Below are 19,858 nucleotides of genomic sequence, written 5' to 3' on the forward strand. Positions count from 1 at the left end.
TTGATGCTTGACAATGTATTTGTTTTGTAAGAACGTGTATACAAGAAAGATACATAAAAAAGCAAAGACAACAAAGCAAGTGCAGAGACAACGTCGCAAGGCAGCTACAGTTCGGCGACGTAAAGGCAGCAATAAGCCGGTGAATCCGCCGGCTGCATCAGCAATAAGCCAGCACCGAATAATTAAAAAGCCGTATTTCTTTCACCTTAAGGAGGAGCAGCAATGACTTCGCAAACCCGTAGACGCATTATCGGAGCGCTGGCAACAGCGCCGTTGTGGACAGCCGGCACATCGGTCTGGGCACAGACCACCTCGCTGAAAATTTCCCATCAATTCCCCGGCGGCACCATCAACGAAGGCGATTTCCGCGATCGCCTGACCCGCATGTTTGCCGAAGAAGTGACCAAGCGCACCAAAGGCAGCCTGAAGTTCGAGATCTATCCCGGCTCCTCGCTGATGAAGGTCAATGCGCAGTTCTCGGCCATGCGCAAAGGCGCGCTCGACCTGTCGCTGGTGCCGCTCAACTACGCCGGCGGCGAAGTCCCGGAAACCAATATCGGCCTGATGCCTGGCCTGGTGACCTCGTACGCGCAAGGCTCGGCCTGGAAAAACGCCGAAGTCGGCAAGGAACTGGCGCGCATCCTGGCGGAGAAGGGCATCCTGATCGTCAGCTGGATCTGGCAGGCGGGCGGCGTGGCTTCGCGCGGCAAACCCATCGTCGATCCGGCCGACGCCAAGGGCATGAAAGTGCGCGGCGGTTCGCGCGAGATGGACCTGATCCTGAAAGAAGCGGGCGCCGCCGTCGTGACGCTGCCGTCCAATGAAATCTATGCCGCCATGCAGACCGGCGCGATGGATGCGGCGATGACATCGTCGACCTCCTTCATGTCCTTCCGTCTGGAAGAAGTCGCCAAGGCCTTGACCACCGGCCGCGACAAGGCCTACTGGTACATGTTCGAGCCGCTGATGATTTCCAAGGCCGTGTTCGAAAAACTGAGCAAGGACCAGCAAGCCGCCATCATGGCCGTTGGCGCCGACATGGAACAGTTCGCGCTGAAGGCGGCGCAGACCGACGACGTCGCCGTCGCCGCCGTGTACCAGAAGGCCGGCGCCAAGGTGGTCGACCTCGACGCCGCGACCGTCAAGAAGTGGCAGGACATCGCCCGCGCCACCGCCTGGAAAGATTTCGCCGCGCGCAACGCCAACTGCGCCAATCTGTTGAAACTGGCGGAGAAGCTCCTATGAGCCACGGTTTCGAGATGCAGCCGCAGGCCAAGCCTGCGGTGCCGGCCAACGCCGTGCTCGCCGGACTGCACCACGGGCTGGAGAAGTACAACAAGCTCGCGGTGTTCCTGGCGATGATTGCGCTGATGCTGACGTCCATCATCCTGACGTACTCGGTGGTGGTGCGTTATTTCTTCCACCAGCCGACCGACTGGCAGGACGAGGCCTCGGTGTTCATGCTGGTCGGCGTGATCTTCCTGTGCTCGGGTTATGTGCAATCCTTGCGCGGCCACATCGGCATCGAGGCGCTGGCGGGCTTTCTGTCGCCGGCCGCCAACAAGGTCCGCATGTTCATCGTCGATCTGATCTCCTTCGTGTTTTGCGCCTTCTTCGCCTGGAAATCGTGGACGCTGTTTCACGAAGCATGGGTGGACGGACAAACCACCTCGTCAACCTTCGCGCCGCCGCTGTGGATTCCGTATTCGATGATGGCGCTGGGCATGACCATGCTCACGCTGCAATTGCTGGTGCAGGTGCTGACCCGCATAACCGGCACCGTCCCCGCATCTGTCGCGGCAAAGGAGGCAGCATGACGCCATTGGTTCTGGGTTCCCTGTACGGGATCGTCACCATCCTCGTGATGTGTTCCGGCATGCCGATCGCGTTTGCGCTCGGCGTGGTGGCGACGTCTTTCATGTATTTCTTCATGCCGGCGTCGTCGCTCGATACCGTGACGCAAAACGTCTATGAAGAAATCGCTTCGATCACCTTGCTGTCGATTCCGCTGTTCATCCTCAAAGGCGCGGCCATCGGCAAATCGCCGGCCGGCAAGGACTTGTACTCGGCCATCCACGCCTGGTTGAATCGCGTGCCGGGCGGCCTCGGCATCGCCAACGTGTTTGCCTGCGCCTTGTTTGCGGCAATGGCGGGGTCGTCGCCGGCGACCTGCTCGGCCATCGGTTCGGCCGGCATTCCGGAAATGCGCCGTCGCGGTTATTCGCCCGGGTTTGCCGCAGGCATCATTGCGGCGGGCGGCACGCTGGGCATCCTGTTGCCGCCGTCGATCACCATGATCCTGTACGCGGTGGCGGCGGAGCAATCGCTGGGACGCTTGTTCCTCGCGGGCATCGGTCCTGGCGTCTTGCTGGTGATCCTGTTCGCCGGCTACGCCGTGTTCCGCGCGCGCAAGGAGTACAAGATGGCGCACGCCATCTATACCGGCGGCGGCGTCAAATCGGCTTACCTCGACGACGAGCATTTCATGCTGGCGCAAAAGGTGGAAATGCTGCCGCGCGTGCTGCCTTTCCTGATCCTGCTGATCGGCGTGATGGTGGCTTTGTACGGCGGTTTTGCCACACCGTCGGAAACCGCCGGCCTGGGCGCCTTGCTGGCCATCGTGCTGATCGCCGTCGTCTACCGCATCTACAAGCCGCGCGAGCTGGTGCCTTTCCTCAACTCGACCATCAAGGAATCGGGCATGCTGCTGCTGATCATCGGCATGTCGCTGCTGTATTCCTATGTGATGAGTTACCTGCACATCAGCCAGTCGGCGGCGCAGTGGGTGGTGGACATGCATTTGTCGAAATGGCTGCTGCTGGCGGTGATTCTGCTGATGGTGATCGTGCTCGGCTTCTTCCTGCCGCCGGTATCGATCATCCTGATGACGGCGCCGATCATCTTGCCGCCCTTGCGTGAAGCCGGGTTTGACCTGATCTGGTTCGGCATCGTCATGACCGTTGTGATGGAAATGGGGCTGATCCATCCGCCGGTCGGGTTGAATCTGTTTGTCATCAAGAACATCGCACCCGACATCCCGCTGTCGGAAGTCATCAAGGGCACGATTCCTTTCCTGGCGCTGATGTTCCTGGCGGTGATCCTGCTGTGTTTCTTTCCGGGCATCGCCACCGGCTTGCCCAATATCCTGATGGGAGTGAAGTAAATGCCTGTAGCCACCCCGACCGGCCACGTCTGGAATCGTCGGCAAACCAATCGCAATGAACGCCTGGCGCGCGCAAGCGGCGTGCTGGGCAATTCGCTGGAAGGCAAGCTCCTGCCTTCGGCGCGCATTGCCGATTTGTTGTACGCCGTCATTGAATCGGGCGATCGCGTTTGCCTCGAAGGCAACAACCAGAAGCAGGCCGACTTCTTGTCGAAGGCATTGGCCGGGCTCGATCCGGCGCGCGTGCATGACCTGCACATGCTGTTTTCCGTGCTGGCTCTCCCGGAGCATCTGGACGTCTTCGAAAAGGGCATCGCCTCGAAACTGGATTTTTCCTTCTCCGGTCCCCAGGCCGGTCGGCTGGCCAAGCTGGCGTCCGCCGGCAAACTCAATATCGGCGCGATCCATACCTATCTGGAATTGTTCGGCCGCTATTTCGTCGACCTGACGCCGCGCGTCGCCCTGGTGGCGGCGCAGGCGGCAGATCGCCACGGCAATCTCTACACCGGCCCCAATACCGAAGACACGCCGGCGATTGTCGAAGCGACGGCCTTCAGCAGCGGCATCGTGATCGCCCAGGTCAACGAAATCGTCGACGTGCTGCCGCGTATCGATATCCCGGCCGACTGGGTCAGCTTCGTGACCAAGGCGCCGACGCCGCATTACATCGAGCCGCTGTTCACGCGCGATCCGGCGCAAATCTCTGAAATTCAGGTGCTGATGGCGATGATGGCCATCAAGGGCATCTACGCGGAATACGAAGTGCAGCGCCTCAACCATGGCATCGGCTTCGATACCGCCGCGATTGAACTGATCCTGCCGACCTACGCCGAATCGCTCGGCCTGCGCGGCAAGATCTGCAAGCACTGGGCGCTGAATCCGCATCCGGCATTGATCCCGGCAATTGAAGCCGGCTTCGTGGAGTCGGTGCATTCCTTCGGCTCCGAGCTGGGCATGGAAGACTACATCCGCGCGCGTCCCGACATCTTCTTCGTCGGTCCGGACGGTTCCATGCGCAGCAACCGTGCGTTCTCGCAAACGGCGGGCCACTATGCCTGCGACATGTTCATCGGCTCGACCTTGCAGATCGACTTGCAGGGCAATTCATCGACGGCAACCCTGGGACGCATCGCCGGTTTCGGCGGCGCACCCAACATGGGCGCCGACGCCCGCGGCCGCCGTCACGCCAGCCCGGCCTGGCTCAAGGCCGGCCAGCAGGCCAGGGCCGGCAAGAACGCCATCCCGCGCGGCCAGAAGCTGGTGGTGCAAACCGTGGAAACCTTCCGCGAGCACATGCAACCGGCTTTCGTCGAGCGACTCGACGCCTGGCAACTGGCGGAGCAGGCCAAGATGCCGATTCCGCCGGTGATGATTTACGGCGACGATGTCACGCACATCCTGACCGAAGAAGGCATCGCCAACCTGCTGCTGTGCCGCACCGAGGAAGAGCGCGAACAAGCCATTCGCGGCGTGGCCGGCTATACGCCGGTCGGCCTGGCGCGCGACAAGCGCATGGTGGAGAACCTGCGCGACAGGGGCATCATCCGCCGCGCCGAAGACATGGGCATCGACAAGCGCCTCGCCACGCGCGACCTGCTGGCGGCCAAGAACATGAAGGATCTGGTGCGCGCTTCCGGCGGCCTGTACAACCCGCCCAAACGTTTCAGGAACTGGTGATATGGAAACCTTGAACTATCGTTTTGAAAACGGCGCCCGCAAGCTCTCCGCCAAGGCCGAACTGGTCGGCGTAGTCAGCTCCGGCAATCTGGAAGTGCTGATCGAACCGGCCGAGCTGCAAGGCGGCTGCTCGGTGGAAATCAAGACCGCAGCACGCGGCTTCGGCGCCATCTGGGAAGCCGTCATCGGCGACTTCAACAAGCGCTGGCGACTGGCCGATGCGCGCATTTCGATCAACGACATGGGCGCGACGCCGGCGGTGGTCAGCCTGCGTCTCGATCAGGCGGTGGAAGCGTTGGTGGAGGACAAATGATGGCGGTGAAAACATCCAGTTATCTCGAAGCCAACGCCCGCGAACGCATTGCGCTGGTGTTCGATGCCGGCAGCTTTGAAGAATTCCTGCCGCCGTCCAAACGCATCGTCAGTCCGCATCTGGGGCAGCTCGATGCGCCGGTGTCGTTCGACGACGGCGTGGTGGTGGGGCGCGGCAGTCTCAACGGCGCGAAGATGTTTGCGGCAGCGCAGGAGGGCGGTTTCATGGGCGGCGCGGTGGGCGAAGTCCATGGCGCCAAACTGGTCGGCTTGCTCAAGCGCGCCGTGCTGGAACAGGCCGAAGGCGTGATCCTGCTGCTCGAAACCGGCGGCGTACGCCTGCATGAAGCCAACGCCGGCCTGATCGCCGTGTCCGAAGTGATGCGCGCCGTACTCGACACGCGTGCGGCCGGCATCCCGGTGATCGTGCTGGTGGGCGGCTCCAACGGCTGCTTCGGCGGCATGGGTATTGTTGCGCGCTGCGCCAACGCCATCATCATGTCGGAAGAAGGCCGTCTGGCGATGTCGGGACCGGAAGTGATCGAAACCGCCAACGGCGTCGAAGAGTTTGACTCGCGCGACCGTGCGCTGGTGTGGCGCACCACCGGCGGCAAGCATCGCTACCTGCTGGGCGATTGCCAGGGCATCGTGGCCGACGACACCGAAGCGTTTCGTGCGGCGGCGTCACAGACCTTGCAGGCATTCAAAAACCATCCGACGGCATTGACCTTGCAAGCGCTGGAAGCGGAACAAGCCATGCTGGAACAACGCATCGCACGCTTCGGCGACGCCGCCGATCCGCAGGAGATCTGGGAGCGTCTGGGCGTAGCACAGCCGCAGCAGATCCCGATGCTGGAAGCCGGACCGTTCGTCGCACTGGTCGAAGCGCATCGCGTGAAAGGAACACCATGAGCTGGCAAACATTGGCGGACGAGCTGTTTCCGCAGGGCCACAGCATTACCGAGCAGGCCGAATTCTTATCCGGCACGGCGCAGGTTGGCGGCGAGACCGTGACCGTCGTCGGCACCACCGGCCATACGCCGATCGGCATCGAGATCGCACTGTCGCAGGCGCAGGCCATCCTGCAAACGGTGCGCGCGCATCCGGGCCGCGCCATCGTCATCCTGGTCGATACGCAAGGCCAGCGCCTGCGCCATCGCGACGAGATGCTGGGCATCAACAGCTACATGGCGCATCTGGGCAAATGCATCGCCCTGGCGCGCCAGGAGGGGCACAAGATCATCGGGCTGGTGTACGACCAGGCCTTGTCGGGCGGCTTCATCACCAGCGGGCTGATGGCCGACGCTTGCTACGCCTTGCCGAATGCGACTATCCGCGTGATGGGCTTGCCCGCCATGGCGCGTATCACCAAGGTGCCGGAAGAGCGCCTGGTCGAACTGGCGAAGAGCAATCCGGTGTTTGCGCCGGGGCCGGAAAACTATCGTCGCATGGGCGGTGTCGCCGAGATCTGGAGCGGCGATCTGGCCGCGCAACTGAAGCAGGCGCTGGCCGATGCAGACAACCGGGACGGGCGCGCCGCCCTCGGTCAGGAACGCGGCGGCCGCAACTGGTCGCAGCGTGTCGTCAATGCCATCGTCGGCGGCAGCGATGTCCAGCCGCTATAAGCGACACAGTCTGGTCTGGCTGAGCGAGCGCGGCTGGCAGGATGCCGCCTCGACACTGCCGGACCAACACCGTCGCCATGCGTTGCAGTGGCAGACGCAGGACTGGCCGGCGCTTGTGCGTCGCCAGGATGCGGATTGTCCGGTAGACGAAATCTGCCTGGGTGTGGCGCTGCCTCCCGATGCGGAGGGCCACAAGCTGCGCCTGCCTTTGCGTGTCGCAAAGGAACACGTGCGCCTGGTGCGGGATCCGCTGGAGATCCGTGACGTAATTTCGCATGTGACGCCTTCATGGCGAGACGGGTTGCGCCAACTGGACGGCGAAGTTGCAGCGCAAGGATTGTCCGTAAGCGTCTATGGTTCGTTGGCGTTGCAGGCGCTGACAGGGCAGGCGTATCTGCGCGCATCTTCCGATATCGACTTGTTGTTCCGTCCGTTGAGCGAGTCGCAGCTGACGGAAGGGATGCATTTGCTCGAACGTCATGCGCAAACCTTGCCGCTGGACGGCGAAGTGGTTTTCCCCGACGACGCCGCGGTGTCGTGGAAAGAATGGGCGCAAGCCCGCCGTCATCCGGATAACCGCGTATTGCTCAAGCGCAGCCGCGACGTGGCGCTCGTGCGCGTCGGCGAGCTGCTCACGATGCTGAACAATCGCGAAGCACAGAAAGGGGCGACATGTCCGGCCTGAATTCTCTCGTCAATCAGCCTTTGATGTCGACATTGCCGGTAATGCGTCTGGCGACCGCGCCGCACTATACCGAGCGGCGACGGCGGCAACGCAGCCTGCGCGATTTTTGTCGCAGGCTGGCGCGCGAGGCGGTGCGCAGCCTGTATCAGGAGCTGGTGCTCTATCCCAAGCCAGGATTGGTCTCGCCGGTCGACAATGGCAGCCATGACGACATGGATGCAACGACCTTCATGCGCAGTCTGTTTTCCTTGCGACGTTACTTCATCGACATTGCCGAGGCCGGGGCGCGCAGTGCGCCATTCAGCGAACTCAAGCAGCTCGGCATCAGGGCCGAGCAGCGCATGCTGCGCGCCACCGCCGGCGTCAACACCCATCGCGGTGCGATCTTCGGCCTGGGTATGCTGTGCGCTGCGCTGGCGTCGTGCCGGGCGCAAGGCATGTCGCTTTCTCCGCAGGCCGTGCGCGCCACGCTGCTCATCCAATGGGGCGACGCTTTGACTGCGCACACCGGCGCCGGCGATGCCCGCAGCAATGGCTTGCAGGTCGCGGCGCAGCATGCCGTCGGCGGCGCGCGCGAAGAAGGCGCGCTGGGATTTCCCTCGGTCTTCGACATCGCCTTGCCGCAATTGCAGGCGACGCTGGATGCCGGACGCGGCTGGCAATGCGCCAAAGTCGACGCCTTGTTCGCGCTGATGGCGCACGTCAGCGACACCAATGTCTACCATCGCGGCGGCAGTGCCGGAGCGGCGATGGTGCAGGAGTACAGCCGCGCGTTTCTGGCCGATGGCGGCACCGCCAATGCCGGCTGGCAAGCCAAGGCGGAAACCTGTCATCGCCAATTCGTGCGACATCGCCTGTCCCCCGGTGGCGCTGCGGATCTGTTGGCGGCGGCTTGCCTGCTGCACGCGGTTTGCTTCGGCAACGCCGGCGATCGCATCAAGTCCGGCAGCGGCTTGCCGGCATGAGCGAAGGTTTTGCCATCCTCTGTCCCGGACAAGGCGGCCAGCATGCCGCCATGTTCGATCTGTTGCGCAATGACGCAAGCGGCGCGGAGATCTTGCAAGGTTACGCGCTGGAACAGCGCCTGGGACATCCGCTCGACGCCGTTCTGCAAGACGACGCGCTGCTGTTCGCCAATCGCCATGCGCAGCCGCTGGTGGTCGCTGCCGGCCTGGCGGCGTGGCAGGTATTGCGCAGCGCGCTGCCGGCGCCCGATCTGGTGGCCGGCTACAGCATCGGCGAACTGACGGCGTATGGCGTTGCCGACTCGCTGCCGCCATTTGTCGCCATCGATCTGGCGATTGCGCGCGCCGGCAACATGGATGCATGCCTGCACGACGAACCGCAGCAAGGTCTGATGTCGGTCAGCGGCTTGCCGGTGGCAGAAGCGGCCGCGATATTGCAGCAGCACCATGCCTATGTGGCGATCCAGACCGGTTTCGATACCCTGATCGCCGGCGGCCGCAGTGCGGACTTGCAGGCAGCCGGGCGGCAATGCGAAGGAGCAGGCGCCAGGACGAGTTCGTTGCCGGTCGGCATTGCCTCGCATACGCCGCTGATGGCGTCGGCATTGGCGCCGTTCTCGACGGCATTGGATGGCGCCGATTTTCATGATCCGGCGATTCCGGTCCTGGCCGGCATTTCGGCGCAAGAGATCCGAAACAAAGATGCCGCCAGGCATTGTTTGCTGCAGCAATTGACGACCACCATCCTGTGGTCGGCCTGCATGGATGCGTGTGCTGAACGCGGCATCACGGTCGCGCTCGAGCTCGGTCCGGGATCGGCTTTGTCGCGCATGCTACGTGAACGTCAACCGCATATCGAGTGCCGTTCTCTCGCCGATTTTCGCAGTCTCGCGGGAGCAAGGAAGTGGCTGGAAAGCCGCATCGGGTAAGCGTTTCAGCAACCTACCCGGAAGTTGTTTGTTGACTAAAAATCAAGCTTTGCACACGCCTATTCAAAACTCCATACGTACGCTTGAAATGTAACTATCAATTAGGTACATTGGACTCGTCATTCAGGTTTCCTAAAAACATACACAAACAATCAACCTTGCTCCACTGACAGCGTTTCGGATGTGTCCGCAGTATCCGGCGATGAGACAAGAACCAGGCGGCCATCGAGTGGCTCAAGCAGATCAATAAGATCAAGCAGAAAATGAATTCATCCTGACTAACGATGCATTGCTCGCGCAGGCATGCGACTTGGTACTCGACTTACTTACGGCTCTTTCAAGATACGGACATAAGCGATGACTTCACAAGTCTCCGAAATGGAGATTGCAGATTTTCGGCGGCTATTCGAATCGGTGCCGGGATTGTTTCTGGTCCTGCTGCCGGACTTCACCATTACCGCCGTCAGCGACGCTTATCTCCAGGCAACATTGACGCGGCGCGCGCAGATTGTCGGGCGGCATCTGTTCGACGTGTTCCCGGACAATCCGGACGATCCCAATGCAGACGGCGTCGCCAACCTGCGCCGCTCGCTGGAGCGGGTGCTGGCGACCAGAATGCCGGACGCCATGGCGATGCAGAAATACGACGTGCCACGGCCCGATGGCAGCGGTTTTGAGGAGCGCTACTGGAGTCCGTCGAATTTTCCCGTGATGGATACCGATGGCAACATCCTCTACATCATGCATCGTGCGGAAGACATCACCTCCTATGTCCTGCTCAAGAAAAGTCGCGATGAACTGCAAAAAATCGTCTGCGCCAATGAGCTGGAGTTGCCGGAGCTGACAGAAGACATCAGCGCCGACAACCAGCATCTGCATGCGCTGAACCGCGCCCTCAAACTGGAAATCCTGGCGCGCAGCAAGCTGGAAGAAACCAACCGCGAACTGAATCGCGAGCTCAAGCGCAACAACGAAAAGCTGGAAACCAGCAACAAGGAACTGGAAAGCTTCAGCTATTCGGTCTCGCATGACTTGCGCGCGCCGCTGCGCGCCATCGACGGTTTCGCACGCATGCTGGAAGAGGATATCGCCGACCAGCTGGACGAGGAGGGAAAGCGCAAGCTGGACGTCATCCGCAACAACACGCGCAACATGGGGCGGCTGATTGACGAGTTGCTGGAGTTTTCCCGGCTGGGACGCAAGGAACTCAGCTTCGGCCATCTCGACATGTCCGCGCTGGCGCAGGCAGCTTTCACGGAAGCGACGAACCTTGCCGTCAACGATACGACATTGTCGCTGGGCGAGTTGCCGGCGGCGCGCGGCGACATTACGCTGATCAAGCAGGTCTGGTTCAATCTGGTGTCGAATGCCTTCAAATTCAGCGCCAAGCGCGAACAGGCGCATATCGCCATCAGGGGGGCGGAAGAAAATGGCGTGCTGACATACACCATCAGCGACAATGGCGCCGGCTTTGACATGCGCTATTACAACAAGCTGTTCGGCGTGTTCCAGCGCCTGCATCGCGTCAGCGAGTTCGAAGGAACCGGCGTCGGCCTGGCGATCGTGCACCGTATCGTGACGCGGCACGGCGGGCGGATCTGGGCTGAAGGCGTGGTCGGCGAGGGCGCCACCTTTCATTTCACTTTGCCTGCGTAGCGCGGGAGGACGGCAATGACCAACTTTGAAAAAATCGACATCCTGCTCGTCGAAGACAGCCCCTACGACGCCGAGTTGTCGATGCGCGCGCTGCAAAAGAAGAAGCTCGCCAATAACGTCGAGTGGGTGCAGGACGGCGCCGATGCGCTGGATTTCATTTTCGCCCAGGGGGCCTATGCGCATCGCGCGCAGAATGAGCCGCTCAAGCTGATTCTGCTGGACATCAAACTGCCCAAAGTCAACGGCATCGACGTATTGCGCAAGATCAAGGAAGACCCCGCCACCCGCTCCATCCCGGTCGTCATGCTGACGTCTTCTGCGGAAGGTCAGGATCTGAGCGAGTGCTATCAGCTTGGCGTCAACAGCTACATCGTCAAGCCGGTGGATTTCGAAAGCTTCCAGGAAGAGGTCGAGAAAGCCGGCTTCTACTGGATGCTCGTCAACCGCGTACCGGCATCATAAAAACAGGGCATGGGATGAGAAGAGGCACACTCAAGATTCTGATGGTGGAGGATGACCCCGGCGATGTGGAATTGTCGCGCTATGAGCTGGTGCGCGCCGGTATTGCCTGCGACGTTTATCAGGTGGAGACCGAGGATGCTTTCCTCGATGCCCTGAGCCGCTATCAGCCCGACATCGTCCTGGGCGATTTTTCACTGCCCAATTTCGACGGCATGTCGGCGCTGCAGATCGTGCAACAGATCACGCCGGCCACGCCTTTCCTGTTTGTCTCCGGCACCATGGGCGAAGAGCGTGCAATCAAGGCGCTCAAGCAGGGCGCCTACGACTACGTGCTCAAATCCAATCTGGCGCGTCTGCCGTCGGCGGTGGAACGCGCCTTGCAGGAAGCGCACCAGAACCAGATCCGCCACAAAATGGAACAGGCGCTGCAGGCCGAACGCAACCTGCTGTCCGCCATCTTCGACACCACCGGCGCATTGGGCATGATGCTGGACAAGGACGGCCGCATCATGCGCTTCAATCAGGCCGCCGAGCGCACCACCGGTTATACCCTCTCGCAGGTGCAGGACAAGCAGTTCTGGGAGGTGTTCTTTCCGACCGAAGAGATGGAGCAGGTACGCAATCATTTCCTGCACTGGCACCTGCAGTCGCAACCGCTGCAATATCAGAGCCGCTGGCTGACTACCGGCGGCGAGCGGCGCGAGATTCTGTGGCTGACCACTTTCCTGCAGGACGACAGCGGCCTGGCGCTCAATTTCATTTGCAGCGGCATCGACATCACGCAATGGCGGCAGGCGGAAGATCGCGTCCATCGCCTGAGCAACTACGACGTCCTGACCGGCTTGCCCAATCGCAGCCTGTTGCGCGACCGCCTGGAGCAAGGCATCACGCGGGTGGAACGGGAGCAGCGTCCGGGACTGATCGCGGTGGTCCTGATCGGCGTGCGCGGCGCCATCGCCGTGCGCGAGAGCCTGGGCTTGCAGCTGAGCGAAGACGCGCTGGTCGAATCCAGCCGCCGTCTGTCGGGACTGATGCAGCATGACGCCACGCTGGCCCGGTTCGGCGACACCAGCTTTGCGATGGTGTTGCATGTGCATGCGCAAGACCAGATCGCCATGGTGGTGCAGGAGATCATCGATGTGCTCGACCTGCCGTATCACGTCGACGGTCATGAAGGCGTGTATCTGGAATCGAGCATCGGCGTGACGGTGTATCCCAACGACGGCGACAGCGGCGATGCCTTGCTGCAAGCAGCCGAGGTCGCGATGCATCGCGCCATGGACAACGTGCTCGAGCGTTTTCAGTTTTATACCCCCAGCCTGAACAGCCAGGTCAGCCATCGCTTGCAGATGGCATCGCAGCTGCGCCAGGCGGTGCAGAAGCATGAACTGATCCTGCACTACCAGCCGCAAGTGTCGCTGGCGAGCGGGCAGATCGTCGGCGTCGAAGCCTTGCTGCGCTGGCAGCATCCGGAAAAAGGCATGATCTCGCCGCTGCAGTTCATCCCGCTGGCGGAAGAAACCGGGCTCATCGTGCCGATCGGCGAGTGGGTCCTGCGCACTGCCTGCGAACAGGGCAAGCGCTGGCATGACATGGGTGTGGAGGGGCTGACCATGGCGATCAATTTGTCGGCCAAACAGTTTGCATTGAATAATCTGGCCAGCGTGGTGCGCCATGCCCTGGAAGACAGCGGTTTCGATTCACGTTGCCTGGAGCTGGAACTGACCGAAAGCGCGTCCATGGAAAGCCCGGAAAAAAGCATCGAGGTCATGAAATTGCTCAAGGCCATGGGCGTGCGGCTGTCGATTGACGACTTCGGCACCGGCTATTCCAACCTCAATTACCTCAAGCGCTTCCCGGTGGATCAGTTGAAGATCGATCGCTCCTTCGTGCAGGACGTCACCACCGATGCCGACGATCTCGCCATCGCCAAAGCCGTCATCGCGCTGGCACGCAGCCTGCATCTGGAAGTGCTGGCCGAAGGCGTGGAAGATCAGGGACAGTACGATGTGATGAAACAGAACGGTTGCGACAAGGTGCAAGGCTATTATTTCAGCAGGCCCTTGGCGGTGGATGCCTGCACTCAATTCCTGTTGCAGCATATCAAGGGTAGCTGAGGCTGTGCCACCCTGACGCAGCGCTGACGCCTGCGACATGGCCGTTGCACGGAGACGATTTTGATGGATAATCGGCGTCCATGAGCTCTGCAATTTCTTCTTCCTTTCCCCCATCTTCTTCCTTTCGCGGCCTCTTGCTGGCTGCCGGAAAAGGCTCCCGCTTCGACCCCGGCGGGACCGACAACAAGCTGCTGGCGGCCTTGCCGGATTCGGATGACTGCGTCGTTGTCGCTGCCGCGCGCAAACTGCTGGCGGTCGTGCCGGTCGTGGCGGTAGTCAATGACGCGCAAGGCGAAGTGGCCCGGCGGCTGTCGTCGATCGGTTGCGCGCTGGTGGAATGTGCCGATGCAGGCGCAGGCATGAGCGCCTCGCTGATGTGCGGCATCCGGCATGCGCAGGATGCGGGCGGCTGGATCATCGCGCTGGGCGACATGCCGCATGTGCAGACCTCGACGCATGGCGGCCTGCTGGCGGCGCTCAGGGACGGCGTCGATATCGCCGTGCCGGTTTATCTGGGCCAACGCGGCAATCCGGTGGCTTTCGGCCGCACACATCTGGACGGCCTGCTGCAATTAAGCGGCGACCGCGGTGCGCGTGAATTGCTGAAGGCTTTTCCGGTCAACGAGATTCCCGTCAACGACCCCGGCATTCACCGCGACATCGATACGCGCGCCGATCTTGCTGCTTACGGCAACGCCGGTTGACGGCAAACACCCCGTCTCTTATCTGGTGAATTCACCGACCATGCAACTGCCGCCGCCTTCCGCGTCCGGCAGGGGATCGGTGCGTGCGGCATGGGTCTGCGAGATGGAGACGCCGTTGCGGATGGCGGTCATTTCGGCCAGGATGGCGACGGCGATTTCCGGCGGCGTACGCGCACCGAGGAACAAGCCGACCGGGCCGTGCAGCTTGTCGATCTCGGCGTTGCTGATGTCGAACAGGGCCAGCCGCTCGCGGCGCTTGATGTTGTTGGTGCGCGAGCCGATGGCGCCGATATAGAAAGCCGGCGACTTGAGCGCTTCGATCAGCGCCATGTCGTCCAGCTTGGGATCATGGGTGAGCGTGACGACGGCGCTGTTGGCATCCAGTTGCAGGCGCAGCAGCAGATCATCGGGCATTTCGTCGGAGAGTTCGACGCCGGCGATATCCCATTCCTTCAGATATTCTTCGCGCGGATCGCAGACGATCACCTGGTAGTCCAGCGCCAGCGCAAACTGGGCCACATAACGCGACATCTGTGCGGCGCCGATGATGATCAGGCGATAGCGCGGGCCGAACGGCGCAATCAGTTGTCGATCCTGCACCAGCGTCTGGCGCGCGTCGCTGTCGGTGGCCAGCGTCGCCGCGCCGGTGTCGAGATCCAGCGTGCGCGTCACGCGCAGACCCTGGCGCACGGCGGCCAGCAACTCGGCGATGCGCGATGCGGCCGAGACCGGCTCCATCATGATTTCCAGAGTGCCGCCGCAAGGCAGGCCGAAGCGATGCGCTTCGTCGGCGGTGAGGCCGTACTTCAATTCGAACGGCAAGGCATCCTGCAATTCACCGCCCTGGATGCGGCGGATCAGATCGTCCTCCACGCAACCGCCGGAGACGGAACCGCGCACATGGCCGTCGCCGCGAATCGCCATCATCGAGCCGACCGGGCGCGGCGCCGATCCCCAGGTGTGGGTGACGGTGCCGAGCAGGACGCGGTGTCCCTGCTCGTGCCAGGCGAGGGCGGTATTGAGGACGTCGAAGTCGATGGATTCCATGGGTGCTCCGGATTGACTAAAACTGACGGTTTGCCTTGCTTGTTGCGCTCATCATGCTTTTTTCAGCTGCTCGCGTATCGGCAACTGGCGGATACGCTTGCCGGTTGCCGCAAAGATCGCATTGCACAGCGCCGGCGCGATGGTCGGGGTGGCCGGTTCGCCGACGCCGCCCAGCGGCACGTCCAGCGTATGCGGCACGATGTGCACCTGGATCTGGCCCGGTGCGGCGAAGGCGCGCAAGACTTCGTAGTCGTGGAAGTTGCTTTGCTCCACGGCGCCGTTCTTGAACGAGATCTCGCCCGTCATCGCCAGGCTGATGCCCATGATGCAGGCGCCCTCGACTTGCGAGCGGATACGGTCCGGGTTGATCGACGGGCCGCAATCGACGGCGACGTCGACGCGTGGAATCGATACTTCGCCTTCGTCGTTGACGACCACTTCAACCACCGCCGCGATATACGTGACGAAGCTGTAGCATACCGCCAGACCCAGCCCGCGGCCCTTGGGCAGCTTGCGTCCCCAGCCGGCCTTCGCGGTTGCCAGCTCGATCACGCCGCGCATGCGGCCGGTGTCGAGCGGATAGCGTTCGGGCGATTCGCCGTAGTTCCAGCCGTCGGACATCTCCGACGGACTGATCTTGCGTGCCGGACCGATCAGTTCCAGCAGGTAGTCGCGATGGTCGCGCTTGGCGGCGGCAGCCAGCTCGGCGCTGAACGATTGGACGGCAAAAGCGTGGGGAATGTTCGATACCGAGCGGAACCAGCCGATGCGCGTATGCGCTTCGACTTCCGGCGCTTCCACCCGGAAATTCGGAATCGCGTAAGGGATGTTGATCGCCGACATGCCCAGTTCGAACGGCGCTTCGCCCTTGGCGCCGGCGACGAAGATCGACGCAATGGTCGGCGCCACCGTGCGATGCAGCCAAGCGTTGACCTTGCCGTTGGCGTCGAGCGAGGCTTCCAGATGTTCGACCGAAACGGTGTGCAGGTAATCGTGATGGATGTCGTCTTCGCGCGTCCAGGTGACCTTGACCGGCGCGCCGTTCATGGCCTTGGACAGCAGGGCCGCTTCCGCAGCGAAGTCCGGCTTGGACTTGCGGCCGAAGCCGCCGCCCAGCAAGGTGACGTTGACGGTGACTTGTTCCGGCTTCAGGCCCAGATGGCCGGCCACGGTTTCGCGCGTGGCTTGCGGCGCCTGCACGCAGGCCCAGACTTCGCATTTGCCGTCGACGATGCGGGCGACGGCAGCTGGCGGTTCCATGGTCGCGTGAGCGATGTGAGGCAGATAATATTCGGCCTCGATGCGGCGTGCGGCGCCCGACAGCGCCGCCATCGTGTCGCCGTTATTACGCACGACCTTGCCCGGCTTGCGCGCAGCGGCTTCCATGGTCTTGCGGTATTCGGCTGAATCGTAGGATCCATTGGGGCCGTTGTCCCAGGTCAGCTTGAGCGCTTCGCGGCCCTTGATTGCAGCCCAGGTATTGCGCGCGATCACGGCGACGCCGCCGAGCGGATTGAACAGCGCCGGCGGCGGGCTGCCTTTGAGTTCGACGACGCGGATCACGCCGGGGATTTTCAGCGCTTCGCTGCTGTCGACGCTGGCCAGTTTGCCGCCGAACACCGGCGGACGGGCGATGACGGCGTACACCATGCCTTCGAGGCGGGTGTCGATGCCGTATTGCGTGTTGCCGGTGACGATGTCGTGCAGGTCGATGCCGCGGGTGCTGTCCTTGCCGATGTAGCGGAACTGCTGCGGCGTCTTGAGACGAACTGCCTCGCGTGCCGGTAGCGGCAGTTTGGCGGCGTCAGCGGCGACGTCGCCGAAGCCGAGCTTGCGGCCGCTGGGCTTGTGGATGAGCTCGTGGTTTTTGGTTTCGACTTCGGCGAGCGGGACTTTCCAACGCGCGGCGGCGGCAGTCTCCAGCATCAGGCGGGCGGTGGCGCCGACCTGGCGCATGGGGCCGAAAGAGTGACGCATGCTGCGCGAGCCGTCGGTGTTCTGGTTGCCGTATTTTTCCTGGTCGCCTTGCGCCTGCATCACGCGCACGCGGCTCCAGTCGGCTTCCAGCTCGTCCGCCACGACCATGGGCAGGCTGGTGCGCACGCCCTGGCCCATTTCGGAGCGATGGGCGACGATGGTGACGATGCCGTCGGCGCCGATGGAAACGAACAGCAAGGCGCTGTCCTTGAGGCCGCCGGGCATACCGTCGCCGCCGTATTTGGGCGCGTCGGCGGCCGTGACAATGCCATTGACGCCAACCGTCAGCGCCAGGCCGGTGAAGGAGGCGATGCCCTTGAGCAGGCTGCGGCGGCTCAGTTGCACTTTGCCTGCATTATCGAAGACTGCGCTCATTTTGCGCCTCCGTTCTGTGCCGCGGCCTGCTTGATGGCGGCCTTGATGCGCGTGTAGGTGCCGCAGCGGCAGATGTTGCCGCTCATGGCGTCGTCGATGTCCTTGTCGGTCGGATTCGGCGTGGTCTTCAGCAGCGCCGTGGCGGACATGATCTGGCCTGCCTGGCAGTAGCCGCATTGCGGCACGCCGAGCGCCATCCAGGCGTCTTGCACCGATTTGCCGACTTTGTCTTCAGCCACTGCTTCGATGGTGGTGATCTGTTTGCCGGCAGCGGCGGAAATCGGCGTGATGCAGGAGCGGATCGGCTGGCCGTCCAGATGGACCGTACAAGCGCCGCACAAGGCCATGCCGCAGCCGAATTTGGTGCCGGTCATGCCGAGCTGGTCGCGCAGGGTCCAGAGGATGGGGGTGTCTTCGGGCAAATCGACGTTGTGCTGTTTGCCGTTGATGGTGAGCGTGGGCATTGTTCTTATACCTTTCCGACTTGGGGGGGACCTAATGAAGGAATATTTCGCTGCCATAGGCAATGTAGCAGCAAATCCTTAGCGATGTCGGAGTATCGCAATGATTACCAAGCGTTGAAATGGAAAGCTTTGGAATTCTCGATTCCTATTTGAGGAATAATTCTGCGGGGAGGCCTACGTGGCCGATTTCGAGTCGATCGGAAAATCTCCCGAAGCGGAAAGTGCATCGACCAGCGCGTCAAACACCAGCCGCACACGCGCCGGCACCGGTCCGCGCTGAGGACGGTAGACATAGAGGTCCCACGGCGTCGGTTCCAGCTCCGGCAGCACCGTCACCAGTTCGCCGCTGCGGATGTAAGGCATGGCCATGAAGGCCGTCAGTTGGCCGAAGGCAACGCCGTCGAGCACGGAGCGCCGCTCGGTGTCGGGATCGTCGGTGATGAAGGCCGGCAGGCGCGGACCGACTTGCTGGCCGTCGGCGAAATACCAGGGCCAGATGCGGCCGGTGTTGCGGTCGACGATGGCGCTCATCGGATGTTCCACCAGTTGTTCCAGCGTGGTGGGGACGCCGCAGCGCGCGATCAGCGCCGGGCTGGCGCAGACGAAAAAAGCCACCTTGGCGACCGGACGCGCGACATAACGGCTGTCGCGCAGGAAACCGACGCGGATGCCGATGTCGATCTTGTCGTCGACCGCATCGGTGATGACTTCCGACAGGCGCAGATCCAGAGTGATGTTGGGATGCGCGAGCGCAATCTTGTTCAGCAGCGGCAGCAAATGAGTGCGTGTCAGCGTGCTGGGCGCGGTGATGCGGACCAGGCCGCGCAACTCGTTGTCGTTGCGGTGGTTGTTGTCGAGGAACAAGTCGTCGAGTGCGTTGATCGACATCTTGGCGCGATGCATGAGGCGCTCGCCGAACGCCGTGATGCGCACCTGGCGCGTATTGCGGTGAAACAGCAGCTCGCCGAAGGCTGCTTCCAGCTCCTTGACGGCGCGGGTGACCACTTGCGGCGAGATGCCCATGCGCACGGCAGCCTCGCGAAAGTTGGTGCTTTCTGCGGCCATGCAAAAAATCCGTAATTGCTCGATGCGGTTCAGCTTGCTCTCCCTGTTGCAGCGTTTTTATGCCCGCTTGAGGGAGCATTTTGCGCGTCAGGCATTATTCCACAAACGGGAATTTTGGATGCGAACGAGGCAATTCCTGCAATCCGGCGCGAATGGTCTATGGTGAAGAGAGGAGTGGCGGAGAGGCCAGAAAAGCCGTTGCGCATACCGAAAGCAAGGCAAAAGCGCAGCTCGATGACGGTCCCGGAATGCCGCGGAAATCCGGTTGAACTAATGATTTTTACCCTAGTCCCACTTGAAGATCATGCTGAAAAGCACGTATTTCCGAACGTAGCAATGATTGACAAACCGGCAAGGGAGAAATGATGAAAGTGGATGTGTACAAAAGGTCTGAAGACAGCAATCTCTGTTCTTATCTCGTTGTTCCGACCGAAAAGCCTTTGCCTCAGGAAGTTGCCAGTACCGATTGGCTGGTACACGAACTGAACGTGGATTTTGAGCGCGACGGCAAGAAACATTTCACGCTCAATCCCGATGACGCCTTTCACCAGATCGGTGAAAAGGGTTATGCGATCAGCCATCTGGGCGACCGCACTACCGATACCGACGCACATTGATCGCCGCTTCAACTCAGT

20 protein-coding genes are annotated in these 19,858 nt (G+C 61.9%); 16 read left to right on the plus strand and 4 right to left on the minus strand.

Annotation, left to right across the window (positions count from 1 at the left end; genetic code table 11):
• Positions 1-222 precede the first annotated feature (222 nt).
• From dctP to AKL25_RS12735, 14 genes are all read left to right on the plus strand, one after another.
• The gene (dctP, locus tag AKL25_RS12670) at positions 223-1,245 is read left to right on the plus strand and encodes a TRAP transporter substrate-binding protein DctP (protein WP_050478039.1); all 1,023 of its coding nucleotides are present in this window, start codon (positions 223-225) and stop codon (positions 1,243-1,245) included.
• Positions 1,242-1,817 carry a TRAP transporter small permease gene (locus tag AKL25_RS12675; RefSeq protein WP_050478040.1) on the plus strand — a complete coding sequence of 192 codons (576 nt, stop codon included), beginning with the start codon at positions 1,242-1,244 and terminating at the stop codon, positions 1,815-1,817. Before dctP ends, AKL25_RS12675 begins: the two co-directional genes overlap by 4 nt.
• The gene (locus AKL25_RS12680; RefSeq protein WP_050478041.1) at positions 1,814-3,163 is read left to right on the plus strand and encodes a TRAP transporter large permease; all 1,350 of its coding nucleotides are present in this window, start codon (positions 1,814-1,816) and stop codon (positions 3,161-3,163) included. The genes AKL25_RS12675 and AKL25_RS12680 overlap by 4 nt, the downstream gene beginning before the upstream one ends.
• The gene (gene mdcA, locus AKL25_RS12685) at positions 3,164-4,840 is read left to right on the plus strand and encodes a malonate decarboxylase subunit alpha (protein WP_050478042.1); all 1,677 of its coding nucleotides are present in this window, start codon (positions 3,164-3,166) and stop codon (positions 4,838-4,840) included.
• 1 nt (position 4,841) lies between these two features.
• Positions 4,842-5,153 (plus strand): malonate decarboxylase acyl carrier protein, encoded by a 312-nt coding sequence (gene mdcC, locus AKL25_RS12690; protein WP_050478043.1) that lies wholly within the window; start codon positions 4,842-4,844, stop codon positions 5,151-5,153.
• Positions 5,150-6,064 (plus strand): biotin-independent malonate decarboxylase subunit beta, encoded by a 915-nt coding sequence (locus tag AKL25_RS12695; protein WP_050478044.1) that lies wholly within the window; start codon positions 5,150-5,152, stop codon positions 6,062-6,064. The genes mdcC and AKL25_RS12695 overlap by 4 nt, the downstream gene beginning before the upstream one ends.
• The gene (gene mdcE, locus AKL25_RS12700; RefSeq protein ID WP_050478045.1) at positions 6,061-6,777 is read left to right on the plus strand and encodes a biotin-independent malonate decarboxylase subunit gamma; all 717 of its coding nucleotides are present in this window, start codon (positions 6,061-6,063) and stop codon (positions 6,775-6,777) included. Before AKL25_RS12695 ends, mdcE begins: the two co-directional genes overlap by 4 nt.
• Positions 6,761-7,462, plus strand: coding sequence for a malonate decarboxylase holo-[acyl-carrier-protein] synthase (gene mdcG / locus AKL25_RS12705; protein ID WP_050478199.1), 702 nt, complete (start codon positions 6,761-6,763; stop codon positions 7,460-7,462). The genes mdcE and mdcG overlap by 17 nt, the downstream gene beginning before the upstream one ends.
• On the plus strand, positions 7,450-8,427 hold the full coding sequence (mdcB, locus tag AKL25_RS12710; protein WP_083444682.1) for a triphosphoribosyl-dephospho-CoA synthase MdcB: 978 nt from the start codon (positions 7,450-7,452) through the stop codon (positions 8,425-8,427). Before mdcG ends, mdcB begins: the two co-directional genes overlap by 13 nt.
• The gene (locus AKL25_RS12715) at positions 8,424-9,356 is read left to right on the plus strand and encodes an ACP S-malonyltransferase (protein ID WP_050478046.1); all 933 of its coding nucleotides are present in this window, start codon (positions 8,424-8,426) and stop codon (positions 9,354-9,356) included. The genes mdcB and AKL25_RS12715 overlap by 4 nt, the downstream gene beginning before the upstream one ends.
• A gap of 357 nt (positions 9,357-9,713) precedes the next feature.
• Positions 9,714-11,012 (plus strand): ATP-binding protein, encoded by a 1,299-nt coding sequence (locus tag AKL25_RS12720; protein WP_050478047.1) that lies wholly within the window; start codon positions 9,714-9,716, stop codon positions 11,010-11,012.
• 15 nt (positions 11,013-11,027) lie between these two features.
• Positions 11,028-11,474: a response regulator gene (locus AKL25_RS12725; RefSeq protein WP_050478048.1), complete on the plus strand. Its 447-nt coding sequence runs from the start codon at positions 11,028-11,030 to the stop codon at positions 11,472-11,474.
• A 14-nt stretch (positions 11,475-11,488) separates the two neighbouring features.
• Positions 11,489-13,591: a putative bifunctional diguanylate cyclase/phosphodiesterase gene (locus tag AKL25_RS12730; protein WP_050478049.1), complete on the plus strand. Its 2,103-nt coding sequence runs from the start codon at positions 11,489-11,491 to the stop codon at positions 13,589-13,591.
• An 80-nt stretch (positions 13,592-13,671) separates the two neighbouring features.
• On the plus strand, positions 13,672-14,295 hold the full coding sequence (locus AKL25_RS12735; RefSeq protein ID WP_050478050.1) for a nucleotidyltransferase family protein: 624 nt from the start codon (positions 13,672-13,674) through the stop codon (positions 14,293-14,295).
• A gap of 18 nt (positions 14,296-14,313) precedes the next feature.
• Here the strand turns inward: AKL25_RS12735 and AKL25_RS12740 are convergent, their stop codons facing one another.
• The 4 genes from AKL25_RS12740 to AKL25_RS12755 form a co-directional block, all read right to left on the minus strand.
• Positions 14,314-15,342 carry an XdhC family protein gene (locus AKL25_RS12740; RefSeq protein ID WP_050478051.1) on the minus strand — a complete coding sequence of 343 codons (1,029 nt, stop codon included), beginning with the start codon at positions 15,340-15,342 and terminating at the stop codon, positions 14,314-14,316.
• 51 nt (positions 15,343-15,393) lie between these two features.
• A complete protein-coding gene (locus tag AKL25_RS12745; RefSeq protein WP_050478052.1) occupies positions 15,394-17,694 on the minus strand; it encodes a xanthine dehydrogenase family protein molybdopterin-binding subunit in 2,301 nt (766 codons plus the stop codon).
• Positions 17,691-18,158, minus strand: coding sequence for a (2Fe-2S)-binding protein (locus AKL25_RS12750; protein ID WP_050478053.1), 468 nt, complete (start codon positions 18,156-18,158; stop codon positions 17,691-17,693). Before AKL25_RS12750 ends, AKL25_RS12745 begins: the two co-directional genes overlap by 4 nt.
• A gap of 174 nt (positions 18,159-18,332) precedes the next feature.
• Positions 18,333-19,223: a LysR family transcriptional regulator gene (locus AKL25_RS12755; protein ID WP_050478054.1), complete on the minus strand. Its 891-nt coding sequence runs from the start codon at positions 19,221-19,223 to the stop codon at positions 18,333-18,335.
• Positions 19,224-19,238: 15 nt separating this feature from the next.
• Between AKL25_RS12755 and AKL25_RS24220 the strand changes: the two genes are divergently transcribed.
• Entirely contained in the window at positions 19,239-19,589 is a 351-nt protein-coding gene (locus AKL25_RS24220) for a hypothetical protein (RefSeq protein ID WP_157050633.1), read from the plus strand.
• Positions 19,589-19,840, plus strand: a complete 252-nt coding sequence (locus tag AKL25_RS12760; RefSeq protein ID WP_050478201.1) for a DUF6139 family protein — start codon at positions 19,589-19,591, stop codon at positions 19,838-19,840. The genes AKL25_RS24220 and AKL25_RS12760 overlap by 1 nt, the downstream gene beginning before the upstream one ends.
• The last annotated feature ends 18 nt before the right edge of the window (positions 19,841-19,858 follow it).

It is taken from the genome of Herbaspirillum rhizosphaerae, from assembly GCF_001189965.1.
Taxonomy (GTDB): Bacteria; Pseudomonadota; Gammaproteobacteria; order Burkholderiales; family Burkholderiaceae_D; genus Herbaspirillum; species Herbaspirillum rhizosphaerae.